Annotated in this window: 16 protein-coding genes; 2 read left to right on the forward strand and 14 right to left on the reverse strand. The window is 64.8% G+C overall.

The features are described 5' to 3' along the window. Positions 1-49: 49 nt before the first annotated feature. Together ACNJYD_RS25345 and ACNJYD_RS25350 are read right to left on the reverse strand one after the other, a co-directional pair. Positions 50-310, reverse strand: coding sequence for a cytochrome C oxidase subunit IV family protein (locus tag ACNJYD_RS25345; RefSeq protein ID WP_439363681.1), 261 nt, complete (start codon positions 308-310; stop codon positions 50-52). Positions 311-312: 2 nt separating this feature from the next. Further along, positions 313-888, reverse strand: coding sequence for a cytochrome c oxidase subunit 3 family protein (locus ACNJYD_RS25350; protein ID WP_439363682.1), 576 nt, complete (start codon positions 886-888; stop codon positions 313-315). Positions 889-1,058: 170 nt separating this feature from the next. Here ACNJYD_RS25350 and ACNJYD_RS25355 point away from each other — a divergent pair, with 170 nt between their 5' ends. Beyond that, entirely contained in the window at positions 1,059-1,214 is a 156-nt protein-coding gene (locus ACNJYD_RS25355; RefSeq protein WP_085965373.1) for a hypothetical protein, read from the forward strand. 152 nt (positions 1,215-1,366) lie between these two features. Next, positions 1,367-1,792 (forward strand): cupin domain-containing protein, encoded by a 426-nt coding sequence (locus tag ACNJYD_RS25360; protein WP_212256863.1) that lies wholly within the window; start codon positions 1,367-1,369, stop codon positions 1,790-1,792. A 97-nt stretch (positions 1,793-1,889) separates the two neighbouring features. On the opposite strand, the gene mmsB is transcribed toward ACNJYD_RS25360, so the two are convergent. The 12 genes from mmsB to ACNJYD_RS25420 form a co-directional block, all read right to left on the reverse strand. Then, positions 1,890-3,080: a multiple monosaccharide ABC transporter permease gene (gene mmsB, locus ACNJYD_RS25365; protein ID WP_172784320.1), complete on the reverse strand. Its 1,191-nt coding sequence runs from the start codon at positions 3,078-3,080 to the stop codon at positions 1,890-1,892. Next, positions 3,077-4,654, reverse strand: coding sequence for a multiple monosaccharide ABC transporter ATP-binding protein (mmsA, locus tag ACNJYD_RS25370; protein ID WP_212256864.1), 1,578 nt, complete (start codon positions 4,652-4,654; stop codon positions 3,077-3,079). Before mmsA ends, mmsB begins: the two co-directional genes overlap by 4 nt. 241 nt (positions 4,655-4,895) lie before the next feature. Then, a complete protein-coding gene (chvE, locus tag ACNJYD_RS25375; protein WP_439363683.1) occupies positions 4,896-5,966 on the reverse strand; it encodes a multiple monosaccharide ABC transporter substrate-binding protein in 1,071 nt (356 codons plus the stop codon). A 71-nt stretch (positions 5,967-6,037) separates the two neighbouring features. Beyond that, a complete protein-coding gene (locus ACNJYD_RS25380; RefSeq protein WP_439367515.1) occupies positions 6,038-6,916 on the reverse strand; it encodes an SMP-30/gluconolactonase/LRE family protein in 879 nt (292 codons plus the stop codon). Beyond that, positions 6,916-7,992 (reverse strand): aldose epimerase family protein, encoded by a 1,077-nt coding sequence (locus ACNJYD_RS25385; protein WP_439363684.1) that lies wholly within the window; start codon positions 7,990-7,992, stop codon positions 6,916-6,918. Before ACNJYD_RS25385 ends, ACNJYD_RS25380 begins: the two co-directional genes overlap by 1 nt. A gap of 2 nt (positions 7,993-7,994) precedes the next feature. Beyond that, positions 7,995-8,921, reverse strand: a complete 927-nt coding sequence (locus ACNJYD_RS25390) for a Gfo/Idh/MocA family protein (RefSeq protein WP_439363685.1) — start codon at positions 8,919-8,921, stop codon at positions 7,995-7,997. Then, positions 8,918-9,694, reverse strand: a complete 777-nt coding sequence (locus tag ACNJYD_RS25395; RefSeq protein WP_260382991.1) for a FadR/GntR family transcriptional regulator — start codon at positions 9,692-9,694, stop codon at positions 8,918-8,920. Before ACNJYD_RS25395 ends, ACNJYD_RS25390 begins: the two co-directional genes overlap by 4 nt. Beyond that, entirely contained in the window at positions 9,691-10,671 is a 981-nt protein-coding gene (gene yjfF, locus ACNJYD_RS25400; RefSeq protein ID WP_439363686.1) for a galactofuranose ABC transporter, permease protein YjfF, read from the reverse strand. The genes ACNJYD_RS25395 and yjfF overlap by 4 nt, the downstream gene beginning before the upstream one ends. After that, complete coding sequence (locus ACNJYD_RS25405) at positions 10,668-11,660, reverse strand: ABC transporter permease (protein ID WP_172784313.1); 993 nt, start codon at positions 11,658-11,660, stop codon at positions 10,668-10,670. The genes yjfF and ACNJYD_RS25405 overlap by 4 nt, the downstream gene beginning before the upstream one ends. Continuing rightward, positions 11,657-13,198, reverse strand: a complete 1,542-nt coding sequence (locus tag ACNJYD_RS25410; protein ID WP_439363687.1) for a sugar ABC transporter ATP-binding protein — start codon at positions 13,196-13,198, stop codon at positions 11,657-11,659. The genes ACNJYD_RS25405 and ACNJYD_RS25410 overlap by 4 nt, the downstream gene beginning before the upstream one ends. Positions 13,199-13,313: 115 nt before the next feature. After that, the gene (gene ytfQ, locus ACNJYD_RS25415) at positions 13,314-14,279 is read right to left on the reverse strand and encodes a galactofuranose ABC transporter, galactofuranose-binding protein YtfQ (RefSeq protein ID WP_172784311.1); all 966 of its coding nucleotides are present in this window, start codon (positions 14,277-14,279) and stop codon (positions 13,314-13,316) included. 303 nt (positions 14,280-14,582) lie between these two features. Continuing rightward, entirely contained in the window at positions 14,583-15,755 is a 1,173-nt protein-coding gene (locus ACNJYD_RS25420) for a fumarylacetoacetate hydrolase family protein (protein WP_260382988.1), read from the reverse strand. Between the last annotated feature and the right edge of the window lie 33 nt (positions 15,756-15,788).

Here is a 15,788-nt window from a genome sequence, read left to right on the forward strand (position 1 = left end):
TTATTGCCGCTTTGCCCGGCACGTTCTTTGTCAGGGCGCAATGAGCGCGTCAGATCAGGGCGGCGACGGCCGAGGCGAGCCAGGCAAGCAGCAGCACGATCAGGATCCAGCTCACGACGAAACCGCGCCAGAGCCCGGGCACGACGCGAAGATCCATGAAATCGAGCGCGATGCGGTGCCCCTTGAGCGCTGCGAAGGCGAGCAGCAGCGCATTGCCGAGCAGCGCCCGCGGCATCAGCGGCGGCAGCAGGATGGTCGCGAGCGCGATGCCGATCAGCACGATCCAGGTGATGTCGATGCGATCCGGCATCGTCATCTCACCAGGTAGAGAATGGGAAACATGACGATCCAGACCAGATCGACCATGTGCCAGAAGGCCGTTCCCGTCTCGATGCCTGATATTTCGGCGCGGCGGCAGACCACGGCGAGAATGACGATGCCGAGGCCGACATGCAGAAGATGAAAGCCGGTCAGCAGGAAGTAGAGCGTGAAGAACGGGCTGGTTTCGAGCCCGACCCCGCCTCCAATTTCTTCGGCATATTCGGCAAGCTTGATCGCGATGAAGAGACCGCCGAGCACGATGGCGCCGACAATCCAGGATCGCGCCACCTGCCGTTCTCCGGCGCGCGCAGCCTTCGTGGCTCTTGCCGCCGCCCAGCCGCTGGATACCAGCACGACGGTGTTGAGGCCTGCGAGATTCGAATTGAGCGCGGCCTGCCCGGCCGCGAACACAGCCGGGTGGATCGCACGGGTGACCGAAAAGGCGCCGAGGAACAGGCCGAAGGCGACGAGCTCGCTGAAGATCAGCACCCAGATCATGGGATCGCCGGGGAGATCTTGCAGAATTCCCCAGCCGGTTTCCTGTTGTTCGCACTCGGTCGTCGACATCGTCTTTCCGGACCAGGACACCGGCCAGACTTAGCCCGGCTTCCCGGTTCCGAATTTGTCGGCGGACAAACTGGGGATCGCCAGAGCACTTGTTTGCGCCGACGCAACGTCCGGCCGGCCGGATCGCGGTACGAACCGGCGCAGGGTTCCCAGGACTGGCGAACGATCACATGAGTGATGCACAAATCGGGCTGATGACTGCGACCCCCATCATCATCGCCTTTGCCATCGCGCTCAGGCGCATGGGGGTCTTGTCGACCGTGGCAACGGTCTCGGCCGTGAGCCTCTCCGTCGCGATCGCGACGGTGCTGTTCACGACGCAGTAGCGGCCCGCGCCCCGAGCGCAATGCAGGGCGTCATTACGATGCTGCACAGCAGGAGGCACCTGCTGTTCGTGGTGTCAGACAGTTCCATTCCTCGGTTTTGGCTTCTTGACGTCGTGCGCTAATATTGCGCTCCACGATTGGATGAGTTGGCCATGCCTGAGATCATCAACCTTGGCGCGCTGCAGCTGACATTCCTACAGAGCAAGGACGAGACCGCCGGCGGCCTCGATCTGTTCGAGATGACATTGCAGCCGAACGCGCGCATGCCGATTCCGCATTATCACGATCGCTGGGACGAAACGATCTATGGACTCAGCGGCATCTCGACCTGGCGGATCGAAGCAAAGGACATTGACGTCGCGCCGGGCGAAAGTCTGTACATCAAGCGCGGCGTGGTGCACGGCTTCATCAACCGTTCGCCCCGACCGGCAACCTGCCTGTGCATCCTCAGCCCCGGCGTACTCGGTCCGCAATACTTCAGGGACATGGCGGGCCTGCTATCGGCCGGCTCGCCTGATCCGGCCAAAATGAAGGAAACGATGCTGCGCTACGGGCTGGTTCCTGTGATGCAATCCTGAGGATGAGCGCGGCGCGAGCGGGGTGGAGTGAGATGGCCAAAGCGTTCGCGATTGGTGGGCACGGCGCGTTGCGCCTTTGCCCACCCTACGAGACCGCCTATCGCCGCTGATTGTACACGTCGATGCACACGGCACCCAGCAGCACCAGGCCCTTGATGACCTGCTGATAGTCGATGCCGATGCCGAGGATGGACATGCCGTTGTTCATCACGCCCATGATCATGGCGCCGACCACGGCACCGCCGACCCGCCCGACGCCGCCATAGGCCGAGGCGCCGCCGATGAAGCAGGCGGCGATGACGTCGAGCTCGAAGCCGAGGCCGGCCTTTGGAGTTGCCGTGTTGAGGCGCGCGGCGAAGACGAGGCCGGCAAGCGCGGCGAGCACGCCCATGTTGACGAAGGTGAGGAAGGTCAGCCGCTCCGTCTTGATGCCCGACAGGCTCGCCGCCTTGGCGTTGCCGCCGACGGCGTAGATCTGCCGGCCGATCACGGTGCGGCGGGTGACGAAGCCGTACAGCGCGATCAGGATACTCATGATCACCAGCACGTTGGGCAGGCCGCGATAGGTCGCGATCAGATAGGTGAAGTAGAGCACCGCGCAGGCCAGCACAACGCTCTTGCCGAGGAAGAACGCATAGGGCTCGACCTCGATGCCATGCGACTGTTCGCGCGACCTTCCCTTGGCACTGGCATAGACCAGCCCGAGCGCGAGCAAGGCGCCGATCAGCATGGATGTCGGATGCAGCGTGCCGGCCTCGGGCAGCAATTCGGGAATGAAACCGGACGACAGTTTCTGGAAAGTCGCCGGGAACGGGCCGAGCGACTGGCCCTGCAACACCGCGAGCGCCAGGCCCTTGAAGACCAGCATGCCCGCCAACGTCACGATGAAGGACGGAATCTTGAAATAGGCCACCCAATAGCCCTGCGCCGCACCGATGGCGGCGCCGAGCGCGAGGCAAGCGAGGAAGGCGAGCGTGTAATCGACCTTGTAGGTCACCATCAGCAAGGCCGCCACGGCACCGATGAAGCCCGCGACCGAACCGACCGAGAGGTCGATATGGCCGGTGACGATGACCAGCAGCATGCCCAGCGCCATGATGACGATGTAGCTGTTCTGCAGCACCAGGTTGGTGAGGTTGAGCGGCTGCAGCAGCGTGCCGCCGGTCACGACCTGGAAGAACAGCATGATCGCAACCAGCGACATCAACATGCCGTAATTGCGCAAATTGTTCTTGATGAAGCTGCCGTGCCGGCGCTCCTCGGGCAGCGAAACCGTCTTGTCGGTCATGGCTGCGATCCTCCCATCTCCGCGGCCGCGGGCGCGGCGTTCCCAATGCTTCGTTCGTTGCGCATGATGGCGCGCATGATCTTTTCCTGTGTCGCCTCCGAGCCCTTGAACTCGCCGACGAAAGCGCCGTCGTTCATGACGCAGATGCGGTCGCAGATGCCGAGCAGCTCGGGCATCTCCGAGGAGATCACCACGACGCCGCGGCCGGCTTCCGCAAGCTCATTGATGATACAGTAAATCTCATATTTGGCACCGACGTCGATACCTCTTGTCGGCTCGTCCAGGATCAGGACCTTGGGGTCGGTCATCAGCCATTTCGATAGTACGACCTTCTGCTGGTTGCCGCCGGAGAGCTGGCCGGTCTCCTGGTAGACGTCGGAGCAGCGGATGCGCATCCGGTTGCGGTAGTCGCTGGCGACCTTGAGCTCGGCGATGTCGTCGATCACCCTGCTAGGTGCGACCTGGTCGAGGCTCGCCAGCGTGATGTTCTTGCGGACGTCGTCGGCGAGGATCAGGCCGAGCTGCTTGCGGTCCTCAGTGACGTAGGCAAGACCGGCGTCGATCGCGGCGGCGACGCTTGGCAGCGCGATCTCACGGCCTTCGAGCCGGATAATGCCGCTGACATTGGTGCCCCAGGAGCGGCCGAACAGGCTCATGGCAAACTCGGTACGCCCTGCCCCCATCAGGCCGGCAATGCCCACGACCTCGCCGCGCCTGACGCCGAAACTGACGTTCTTGATCACCTGCCGCTCGGGATGGATGGGGTGATAGACCGACCAGTTCTCGACGTCGAGCACTGGCTCGCCGATCTTCACATTGCGCTCCGGGAAACGGTGCGCCATATCGCGATTGACCATGCTGCGGATGATGCGGTCTTCCTGGATCGGCTCGGCATGGCAATCGATGCTGTCCACCGTGCGGCCGTCGCGCAGCACGGTGATGTGGTCGGCGACCTTGGCGACCTCGTTCAGCTTGTGCGAGATCAGGATCGAGCCGATGCCCTGCTCGCGGAACGCCATCAGGCGATCGAGCAGCGCGGCGCTGTCGGCCTCGTTGAGGCTCGCGGTCGGCTCGTCCAGGATCAGCATCCGTACCCGCTTGGACAGCGCCTTGGCGATCTCGACCAGCTGCTGCTTGCCGACGCCGAGATCGGTGATCAGCGTATCCGGGGATTCCTTCAGGCCGACCTGCGCCAGCAGCTCGCGCGTGCGCCGGTAGACCTCGTCGCGATCGATCACCCCTAGCTTCGACGGCGGATGCGACAGGAAGATGTTCTCCGCAATCGACATCAGCGGGATCAGCGCCAGCTCCTGATGGATGATGATGATGCCCAGCGCCTCGGAATCGTTGATGTCGCGAAAGCGCCGCTCCTCGCCGTCGAAGACGATGGTACCCTCGTAGCTGCCGTGCGGATAGACCCCGCTCAGCACCTTCATCAGCGTCGACTTGCCGGCGCCGTTCTCGCCGACGAGCGCATGGATCTGCCCGGCGCGAACCGAGAAGTTGACGTCGCGCAGCGCCTGCACGCCGGCAAAGCTCTTGCTGACGTTGCGCATCTCCAGCATGGCGGTCATGGCTTTGGTGTCCCTTGCTTTACTTCGCCTCTCTCCGCGTGCGGGGAGAGGTTGAATGATATCGCTGCATCCACATCGTCATTGCGAGCGCCGAAGCAATCCAGACTATTTCCGCGGTGGCAGACTGGATTGCTTCGCTGCGCTCGCGATGACGGAGTGCATAGCAACCACTGCCCGCATGGAAGGAGGCCCCTCATCCTAACCCTCTCCCCGCAAGCGGGGAGAGGGGAAAGAGAGAGCCTTACTGGAACTGCGACTTCTTGTAGTAGCCGCTGTCGACCAGCACCTTCTCCCAATTGTCCTTGTAGACCACCACCGGCTTGAGCAGGTAGGACGGCACGGTCTTGACGCCGTTCTCGTAGGTCTTGGTGTCGTTGACGGTGACCTCCTTGCCGGCGAGCGCGGCGTCGACCATGTCAGCGGTCACCTTGGCGAGGTCGCGGGTGTCCTTGAAGATGGTCGAATACTGATCGCCGCGCAGCATGGCCTTGATCGAAGGCACTTCGGCGTCCTGGCCCGAGATGATGGGCATCGGCTGGCCGGCACTGCCGTATCCAACGCCCTTCAGCGAAGAGATGATGCCGATCGAGAGGCCGTCATAGGGCGACAGCACGGCGTTGACCTTCTTGTTGCCGTAGTAGGCGCTGAGCAGGTTGTCCATGCGGGCCTGCGCAGTGGCGCCGTCCCAGCGCAGGGTCGCGACCTTATCCATGCCCATCTGGCCGGACACGACGACGAGCTTGCCGCTGTCGATATACGGCTTCAGCACGCTCATGGCGCCGTTGTAGAAGAAGTAGGCATTGTTGTCGTCGGGCGAGCCGCCGAACAGCTCGATGTTGAAGGGACCCTTGCCGTCCTTCAGGCCAAGACCTTGCACGATCGACTCTGCCTGGAGCACGCCGACCTGGAAATTGTCGAAGGTCGCGTAATAGTCGACGTTGGGCGTGCCGCGGATCAGGCGGTCATAGGCGATGACGGTGATGCCTTTCGCTTTCGCCTGCTTGAGCACGTCGGACAAGGTGGTGCCGTCGATCGCGGCGATCACCAGCGCCTTGGCGCCCTTGGTCACCATGTTCTCGACCTGGGAGAGCTGGTTCGGGATATCGTCCTCGGCATATTGCAGGTCGGTGTTGTAGCCGCGCTCCTTCAGCACCTTCACCATGTTGTTGCCGTCGTCGATCCAGCGCGCCGAAGATTTCGTCGGCATGGCGATGCCGACCGTCGCCTTCTGGGCGGAGGCAGCGACGCCCGTGGCCATCGTAGCGGCACTGGCCAGCGCCAGCGCGAGAAATGTCGTCTTCAGTTTCAGCATGTTTCACTCCCTTTGGGTGTCAGACTTTCTTCGTAGTGTCGAGAACGACGGTGGTGTACGGCTTGGGCCTCCTATGCGAGCTTGACGTCGGGTTCCGCGCGCCCGCGCGCGTTTGCTTCGAACAGAAAGGTGCAGCCGGCTTGCGGATCGGCGGCGCGTGCCGCCGCGTCCATGTCCTGCCAGGCCGACGTGACGAGCAGGCGCGACAGGTCGGGGCCGACGAAGGCGGGGCAGCTCGCCTGCTTCGCCGGCACGCTGAGTGACCGCAGGCGCTCGCCCTGCGGCGAATAGACGTCGATCCGGCTCGCGCCCCAGCACGCATTCCAGATCTGCCCGTCGGCGTCGCACACCGAGCCGTCGAGACCGCCGATGCCGCTGTGGCGCAGCAGCACCTCCGGCTCGCCGCGCGGCAGGCCGGTCGCGGGGTTCAGCGGCACGGCATAGAGCACCGCGCGCGGGGTGTCGGTGAAGTAGCCAGTGGCGCCGTCAGGCGAGAAGCAGATCGAATTGGGAATGCTGATACCGGGAAACAGGGTCGAGATCTTGCCGCGATGAAACGCGTAGATCGCGCCCGCCTTCGGCTCGGCTTTCTTGCCCATGGTGCCGATCCAGAACGTACCCGATTGATGCACGCGGCAATCGTTCGAGCGCGTCGCCGGATTGTCCGCTTCGAGTGGACAGAACAGCGTCATCGCACCATCAGCGAGCTTGCGGATGTAGAGGCCGTCTTCGGCGACGATCAGCTGCCGCTCGGCGTCGATGCGCCCGAGCGCGCTCGCCATCCGGCCGAGCGCGTGGATGCGGACAGAACCGCTGCCGAGTTGCGCCTCGAACAGCTTGCCTTCGCGAATGTCGAACCACCAGGCCGTGTCGGTGGTCACGTCATAGGTCGGACCTTCGCCGAGATGGCAAGGATGGTCCGAGAGGACAGTCGTTGGCACCTGCTCCATCATGGCGACCTCACCGAAAAGCGATAGACCGTGTGATGGCGATAGACCCCGCCCGGATCGAGGCGCGGGCTCGGAAAGTCCGGCCGGTTCGGAGCGTCGGGCCAGATATGCGGCTCCAGGCACATGGCGTCCGATTGCCGGATCAGCTTGCCGCCCTTGCCCGCCATCGTCCCGTCGAGATAATTGCCGGAATAGACCTGAAGTCCGGGCTGATCGGTGAGCAGCTCCATGATACGCCCGGAGAGCGGCGCCTCCAGCCGCGCCGCGAGCGCAAGCTTGCCGTCGCGGCCGAGGCAATAGGTGTGGTCGTAGCCCCTGCCGTTTCGCAATTGCGGGTCGCTCTCGCGGATGCGCTCGCCCACCGGCCGCGGATTGCGGAAATCGAACGGCGTGCCGGCAACGCTGCGCGGCGGCTCCGGCAGCGGAATGGCGGTGGGATCGATTGCGAGGAACTGCTCGGCGGCGACCATCAGGCTGTGATCGAGAATGGACGTACCTGACGTCGCACCCTCGAGATTGAAGAAGCTGTGGTTGGTCAGATTGACGATGGTCGGCCGGTCGGTCCGTGCTTCCATCAGCAGCGACAGCTCGGTCGGGCCGGTGACGCGATAGGTGAGGCGGACGTCGAGCTTGCCCGGATAATTCTCCTCGCCATGCGGGCTGACATAGGTGAGCGTCACCGCGGGCTCGTCGCCCTCGTCGATGTCCGCGATCTCCCAGAGCTTGCGATCAAAACCCTCGAGCCCGCCGTGCAGCGCATTCGGACCGTTATTGACGGGAAGCTGCACCGTCTCGCCTTGAAACGAAAATTGTCCCTTGGCGATGCGGTTGGCATAGCGGCCGACGGTAGCACCCAGAAACTTCCGTTCGGCGAGATAGCCCGCGAAGGCATCATGGCCAAGCACGATGTCGTCGTATCCGCCGTTGGCATCCGGCGCGATCAGCGCTTGCAGCACCGCGCCGTGGCTGATGATACGCGCCTCGAAACCGCCCTCCCCACGCAGCGCGACGCGCTCGACCTTGCGGCCGTCGGGCAGCGTCCCGAAGACGTCTCTTGTGATTGTTGATGCGGCCATGCTCAATCCACAAACGGTTCGACGATCGTGCGCTTGCCGAGCAGGAAGGCGTCGGCGACGAGACGGAGCGGCGTCAGATCGACGTCACTTGCGCCGGCCGCTGCAAGCTCGACGAAGCGCCGGTAGAGTCCGCGATATTCCTGATCAGGTCCTTCGGCAAGCACCTTGCCGTCGACGGCCATGCGCGCGCCACCGCTTGATAGCGTCAGCCGGCCCTGATCGGTCTCGACGAGGATATCCCAGCTCTGCGGCCCGGTCTGGCGGAAGTCGAACTCGGCAGTCACGGGCAGGCCGCTGATATCCGTCAGGTTCAGGTTCGCCGCGATCGGCGCCTGGCAGTTGGCGGGAAAGGCCAGCTCGGCCGCGGTGACGAACACGGGCTTCGGCAGAATCCTGGTCAGGATCGACAGCGCATTGATGCCGGGATCGAACACGCCGAGGCCGCCCGGCTCCCAGATCCAGCCCTGCCCGGGATGCCAGACGCGGACATCCTCCTTCCAGCTGATGTGCACCGAGTTGATGCGCCGCTCGGCGAGCCATTGCCGGGCCGGCTCGACCGCCGGCGCATAGCGCGAATGCCAGGTCGCAAGCAATGTCCGCTTCGCACCCGCCGCCATCGCAATCAACGGATCAAGCTCGGCAACCCCGGTGCCCGGCGGCTTCTCCAGCATGACATGCTTGCCGGCGGCGAGCGCCGCCGCGGCCTGGACCCGTCGCACCTGCGGCGGCGTGCAGAGCGAGACGGCGTCGATCGGCGGCCCCTTCTGAAGCAATTCCTCGATGGTTGCAAAATGCGGCACCCTCGGTAGCGAGGCATTGCGGCTGGCCACGGCGGCGAGCATTGCACCCGGTGTGGCGGCGATCGCCGCCACATGCTGGTCCCGCGCGATCTTGCCGAAGCCGACGATGGCGATGCGAAGGTCTGTCACGCTTGTTCTCCGGTATCGGTCGATGGCAGCGGATCGGCCGGGGCGGTCTCGATCACCGTACTGTCGTGGCGGCGCATGCCATTGTGAATGACATAGACCATGGCCTCGGATGCGGCGTCGGCATCGCCCGCGACGATGGCATCGACGATCCTCTGATGCCACAGCAGCACCGTCTCGCGGTCCTCGGTTTCGACCGGGGCGCTGAGCAGGAACGATGCACGCAGCGCTGCTTCGATGACATGCCCGACCGAGCGCATGAATAGATTGCCGGAGGCGCGCGCCACACCAACGTGAAGCGCGAGATCGGCATCGGCAAAGCCGACCGAGTCGGAGGCTTCACGCCGCATGCGATCCATGCAGCGGCGAAGCTCGCTGATGTCCTCCGCGGACCGCTGCGTGGCCGCCAGCATCGCCGCGCGCGGTTCGACCGCCAGACGGATCTCGGCGAGGTCGTTGAGGAAGCGCTTGTCGATGCCGGCGTCGAGGTGCCAGGCCAGCACGTCCGCGTCGAACATGTTCCAGGCGCCGCGCTCGCGCACGACCGTGCCGACCCGCGCCTTGGTGGTGAGCAGGCCCTTGGCGACCAGCGTCTTCACGCTCTCGCGCAGCACCGGCCGCGACACACCGAACATCGCGATCATCTCGGCATCACCAGGCAGGCGCGTGCCTTCCGCATAGCGGCCGGCGATGATGTCGACGCCGATCGAACGCGCCACCTCCGCATGGTTGGAGTGGGCCCGCCGCGTCGGGATAACGACGATCCGCGAGGTCATGACGCCGCTCCCATATGTTTCACCGCCGGCCGGCGCGCAATCGTGACCAGCCCCTGTTGCAGGGCGATGAAGGCGAACAGAAGCACGCCGGTCGCGATCTTGGTCCACCAGCTCGACAGCGTGCCATCGAAATTGATGTAGGTCTGGATCAGGCCCTGGATCAGCACGCCGAGGAATGTTCCGACCACCGAGCCCTGGCCGCCGGTGAGCAGCGTGCCGCCGATCACAACGGCGGCGATGCTGTCGAGCTCGACGCCGACGGCGGAGAGCGAATAGCCGGCGCTGGTGTAGAAAGAGAAGACGATCCCGGCGAGCCCCGCGAGCAGGCTCGACAGCATGTAGATCTTGATCGTCATCTTGCCGACGGCAACGCCCATCAGGCTCGCGGTGGCCCGGCTGCCGCCGAGCGCATAGACGTTGGCGCCGAACCGGGTGAGATGCAGCAGCAGGGCGCCGCCGATCACGATCAGGAGCATGATGATCGCGATGGCCGTCAGCCGGCCGCCGCCGGGCATCCGCAGTGCAAAATCTGACACCGTCGAATAGATCGGCGCGTTGATCGGCACCGATTCGGTCGACAGCAGGAAGCTCGCGCCGCGCGCCAGGAACATGCCGGCCAGCGTCACGATGAAAGGTGGCAGATCGAAGACGTGGATGACGGCGCCCATCGCCGCGCCAAACGCCGCCGAGAGCGCGAGGATGGCGACGAAAGCGACCAGCGGCGGGACGCCCCAGCGCTCAATAGCCAGCGCCACGAATACGGTGGTGAAGCCGATCACCGAGCCGACCGAGAGGTCGATGCCGCCGGAGATGATCACGAACGTCATGCCGGTCGCGACGATCCCCAGGAAGGCATTGTCGGTGAGCAGATTGCCGACCACGCGGGTGGAGGCGATGTTGGGGAATTGCATGGCGCAGAGCGCAAAGGCCGCAACGAGCACGATCGCCGTGATCAGGACGGGCGGCAGGCCTTTCATGCTTTGGCCCTCCGCAGCCATGTGGCGATTCCGGCGAGACCGGAGAATTTCGGCGATTGCAGCAGCAGCACCGCGAGCACCACCACCGCCTTGACCAGCAGATTGAACTCCGGCGGGTAGCCCGACAACAGGATGCCGGTGTTCATGGTCTGGATGATCAGCGCACCCAGCACGGCCAGCACGAGACTGAATCGGCCGCCGAACAGCGAGGTGCCGCCGATCACCACGGCGAGGATCGCATCGAGCTCGAGCCAGAGGCCGGCATTGTTGGCGTCTGCACCCATGATGTCGGCCGCCGCGATCACGCCGGCGAGCGCGGCGCAGACGCCGCACCAGACGTAGACGGCCAAAATCATTGCGCGTGTGCCGACGCCGGCGAGCTCGCTCGCCCGCGCGTTGCCGCCGGTTGCCTCGATCAGGAGACCTAGCGCGGAGCCACGCACGACCGCGCCGGTGAGGATGAGCATGCCCAACGCAATCACGACCGGCACCGGCAGGCCGAGCACCGAGCCATTGCCGAGCCACACCAGATCCGGCGAGGAGAACGTCACGATGCGTCCTTCGGTGATGAGCTGGGCGATGCCGCGCCCCGCGACCATCAGGATCAAGGTCGCCACGATCGGCTGCATGCCGAGCACGGCGACGAGAAAGCCGTTCCAGAGGCCGCAGACGAGGCCCGCCCCAAGTGCAGCCGCCAGCACGATCGGGAGACTATGACTGTCGGCTAGGCTCGCGGCGATCGCACCGCAGATCGCCATCACGGCACCGACCGACAGATCGATGCCGCGCGTCGCGATCACCAACACCATGCCAAGGGAGAGCAGCGCCACCGGCGTGCCGCGGTTGAGCACGTCGATAAGACTGCCGAACAGACGGCCATCCTGCAGGCGCAGGTCGAAGAATTGCGGCGAGACCACGCGATCGACCGCGAGGATGACGATCAGCGCCAGGATCTGGGCAAGGCCGCGGCGCGGCAACAGCGCTGTCATGTGTGGGCCTCAAGCGCAACAGCGACGCTATCGGCGGCAATGGCGGCGAGAATGTTGCCGACGTCGATCGCCTCGCCCGTGAGCTCCTCGACATGGGCGCGGTCGCGCAGCACGACCACGCGATCGGAATACGTAACGATCTCATCCAGTTCGGAGGAGATGACGAGCAGCGAAAGCCCGTCGTCGCAGAGCTCGCGGATCAGGCGGATGATCTCGGCATGCGCGCCGACATCGATGCCGCGGGTCGGCTCGTCCAGCACGAGCAGCCGCGGCGAGGTCGCGAGCCAGCGCGCCAGCAGCACTTTTTGCTGGTTGCCGCCGGAGAGCAGGCCGACCGGGCGCTCCGGATCGGGCGGGCGGGTGTCGAGCATCTTGACGTAACGGCGCGCGATCTCGTCCTGCTCGCGGCGCGACAGCGGCCGATGCAGCCCGCGCTTGGCCTGGAGCGCGAGCACGATGTTCTCGCGCACGCTGAGCTCGGCGACGATGCCGTCGGTCTTGCGCTCCTCCGGGCAATAGCCAAAGCCGTGACGAACGCCGTCGCGCGGCGACTGCAGCCGAACGGCTGCGCCCGCCACCCTCGCCTGCCCACGATCCGCGCGCTCGGCGCCGAACACCAGCCGCGCCGTCTCGGTGCGGCCTGAGCCGAGCAGCCCGGCCAGACCGACCACCTCGCCGTGACGCAGCTCGAGATCGAACGGCGCGACATAGCCGGCCTTTCCGTAACTCTCGAAGCTCGCACACACCTCGCCGGCCTGGCGCTCACGCGTTGCCGCCCGCGCGGTGGTTTCCGCCAGCTCGCGGCCGAGCATCATCCGGATCAATTCCAGCCGCGGCAGCGAGGCGGTCTCGCGCTCGCCGACGAGGCGGCCGTTACGCAGCACGGTGATGCGGTCGGAGATCTCGTAGACCTGGTCGAGGAAGTGGCTAACGAAGACGATGCCGATGCCGCGCCCCGCGAGCTGGCGCATGATACGGAAGAGAATCTCGACCTCGTGCCGGTCGAGGCTCGCGGTCGGCTCGTCCAGGATCAGCACCCTGGCGGAGAGATCCACCGCGCGCGCAATCGCGGTGACGTGCTGAATCGCCACCGAATAATTGCCGAGCGGCGCGGCGACGTCGATGTCGATGTCGAAATCCGCGAGCAGAGCCTTGGCGCGGCGCCGCATCTCGCCTTCGCGCACGATGCCGAAACGCATCGGCTGGCGGTCGAGGAACAGGTTCTGCGCCACCGAAAGGTTCGGCAGCAAGTTGACCTCCTGGTAGACGGTCGCGATGCCCGCTGCGAGTGCTGCCTTGGCCGAGCGCGGCGCGATCTCCTCACCGCCGAGCCTGACGATGCCGACATCGCGCGGAAACACGCCGGTGACGACCTTGATCAGCGTGGACTTGCCGGCACCGTTCTCACCGAGCAGCGCATGGATCTCACCGGCGCGCAGCGTGAAGTCGACCTCCTGCAACGCGCGCACCGCACCAAAGCTCTTGCTGATCCCGCGCACCTCCAGCAGCGGCAGAGCAGGATCAAGGCTGTTTTCCATCGCGACGTCACTCCCACCGGCGCCCGCGGACAGCGCGGACGCCAAGCCTACTCGTTCGCGCAGCGGTTTTGAAAGGGGGTGCCGGACCGCGAGACGCGGTCCGGCGGAGCCCACCTCAGTAACCGAGGCCCTTCTTGCTGTCGTAGATCTTCTGCGGATCATCGGCGGCGGTATAGAGCTTCGACTCGGTCTGGATCCATTTCGGTGGCACCGTACCCTTGTCCTTGAACGCCGCGATGGCATCGAGCGCGGGGCCGGCCATGTTCGGCGTCAATTCGACGGTGGCGTTGGCTTCGCCCGCGGCCATCGCCTTGAAGATGTCGGGCACCGCGTCGATCGAGACGGTGAGGATCTCCTTGCCGGGCTTGAGGCCGGCTTCCTTCATCGCCTGGATCGCGCCCACCATCATGTCGTCGTTGTGGGCATAGACCGCGCAGATCGACTTGCCGCCGCCTTCGGCCTTGATGAAGCTCTCCATCACCTCCTTGCCCTTGGCGCGGGTGAAGTCGCCGGTCTGGCTGCGCACAACCTTCAGGTTCGCGTGCTTGGCAATCGCAGTGTCGAAGCCCTTCTTGCGGTTGGCCGCGACGCTGGCGCCGACCGTGCCCTGCAATTCGACGATGTTGCACGCCTTGTTGCCGACCGTCTTCGCCAGCCAGTCGCCGGCGACCTCTCCTTCATGCACGCTGTCGGAGGTGACGGCGGTGAGATAGAGCTCCTTGCCGGAGGGATCGATGTCGCGGTCGAGCAGCACGACCGGGATCTTGGCCTCCTTGGCTTCCTTCAGCACCGAATCCCATCCCGTCGAGACGACCGGCGCGAGGAAGATCGCATCGACATTCTGCGCGATGAAGGAGCGGATCGCCTTGATCTGGTTCTCCTGCTTCTGCTGGGCGTCGGCGATCTTGAGGTTGACCTTCCGCTTGGCAGCTTCCTGCTTGGACACGGACGTCTCGGCCGCGCGCCAGCCGGATTCCGATCCGATCTGCGAGAAGCCGATGGTGAGCTCGCCGGCGCTGGCCGGGGTCGCGAGCAACAAGGCGGCCATGGCGCTGGCCGCAAAGAGGGCTTTAGGGGTCATCAGGCGTGTCTCCCAAGATGTTATCCGGGGCGCCCATTGGTATCATGGCACCCACAGGCCGGCCTTCGGGCCAGCGGTGGGCACTATTTCACGGAAGTGGAGTTCCGACTAGTCATATTATTTGACTATTTGGAGGAAAACGCACGTAGGTGGCGGCGAGCTGATTATGACACGCTCAGCGCGATTTCGTTCCCCTCATGCAACGAGGAGATGAAAAAATAAGGCGGGCTCGTTTGAGCTTCAGCTTTCAGCGCGGCGAAGATGCGACCTTCGCCCGCTTGCGGGAGGCGAAGGGCAGCAGCGCTAAATCAGCTTCCGCTGCGCCAGGTTCTTCATCAGCGCGCCGATGCCGAACGTCCAGGGCTCGCACTCGTCGCTGGTGCGCATGCGGTTGACGAGCTTGCCGAGCTGAGGCGCCGCGATCGTGACGATGTCATCGCGCTTGTGGGTGAATCCCTGCCCCGGCGCATCGCGATCTTTCACGGGCGCGAACATGGTGCCGAGGAACAGCACGAAGCCATCGGGATATTGATGCACCTTGCCGATGGTCTGCGCGACGAGATCGGTCGGATCGCGGCTGATCTTGCTGATCGAGGAATGGCCGTCGAGAACGAAACCGTCCGTGCCCGTGACGTTCAGGCTGATGTCCAGCCTGCGCGCGTCGTCGAGCGTGAAGGTGTCGTCGAACAGACGCAGCAGCGGGCCGATCGAACAGGACGCGTTGTTGTCCTTGGCCTTCGACAACAGCAGCGCCGAGCGGCCTTCGAAGTCGCGCAGGTTCACGTCGTTGCCAAGCGCGCCGCCGACGATCTTGCCGCGGCTCGAAACGAACAGCACGAGCTCGGGCTCGGGGTTGTTCCAGGTCGATTTCGGATGCAGGCCGGCGTCCATGCCGGTGCCGACCGACGACAAGGTGGGCGCCTTGGTGAAGACCTCGGCATCCGGACCAATGCCGACCTCGAGATATTGGCTCCAGGCGTTCTGATCGATCAGCACCTGCTTCAGGTGCATCGCCTGGTCCGATCCCGGCTTGAGTTTCGACAGATCGTCGCCGATCAGGCGCGTCACTTCTTTCCGGATCGCTTCGGCCGAGGCAGGGTTGCCCTTGGCGCGCTCTTCGATGACACGTTCCAGCATCGAGATCGCGAAGGTGACGCCGGCGGCCTTCAACGTCTGGAGATCGACCGGCGCGAGCAGCCAGGGCTTTTGGGGATCGCGCCGGTCCGGCGGGGTGTTGGCCACGATCGCCTCGAGATCACCGATGCGCTCGCCCTTGGTGGCGGCAAGCGCCTTGGCGGGATCGTCCGCCTCGCAGAGCGCGCTGATGGTCGGAAACTTCGCAGTGACGTCGAACACGCCGTCGTCGCGCACGGCGACCACGGCCGGCCCATTCACCTGCGGCAGCCAGACGCGGCCAGCCAATGTTCCCCGCGTGCCGTCCTCGGGGAGAAGGTCTTTTACCGTCAATGTCGTCATGGCCGCGTCCTCGCTGTTTTTAGGGATCGGCCG

The organism is Bradyrhizobium sp. SPXBL-02 (genome assembly GCF_051853065.1).
GTDB lineage: Bacteria > Pseudomonadota > Alphaproteobacteria > Rhizobiales > Xanthobacteraceae > Bradyrhizobium.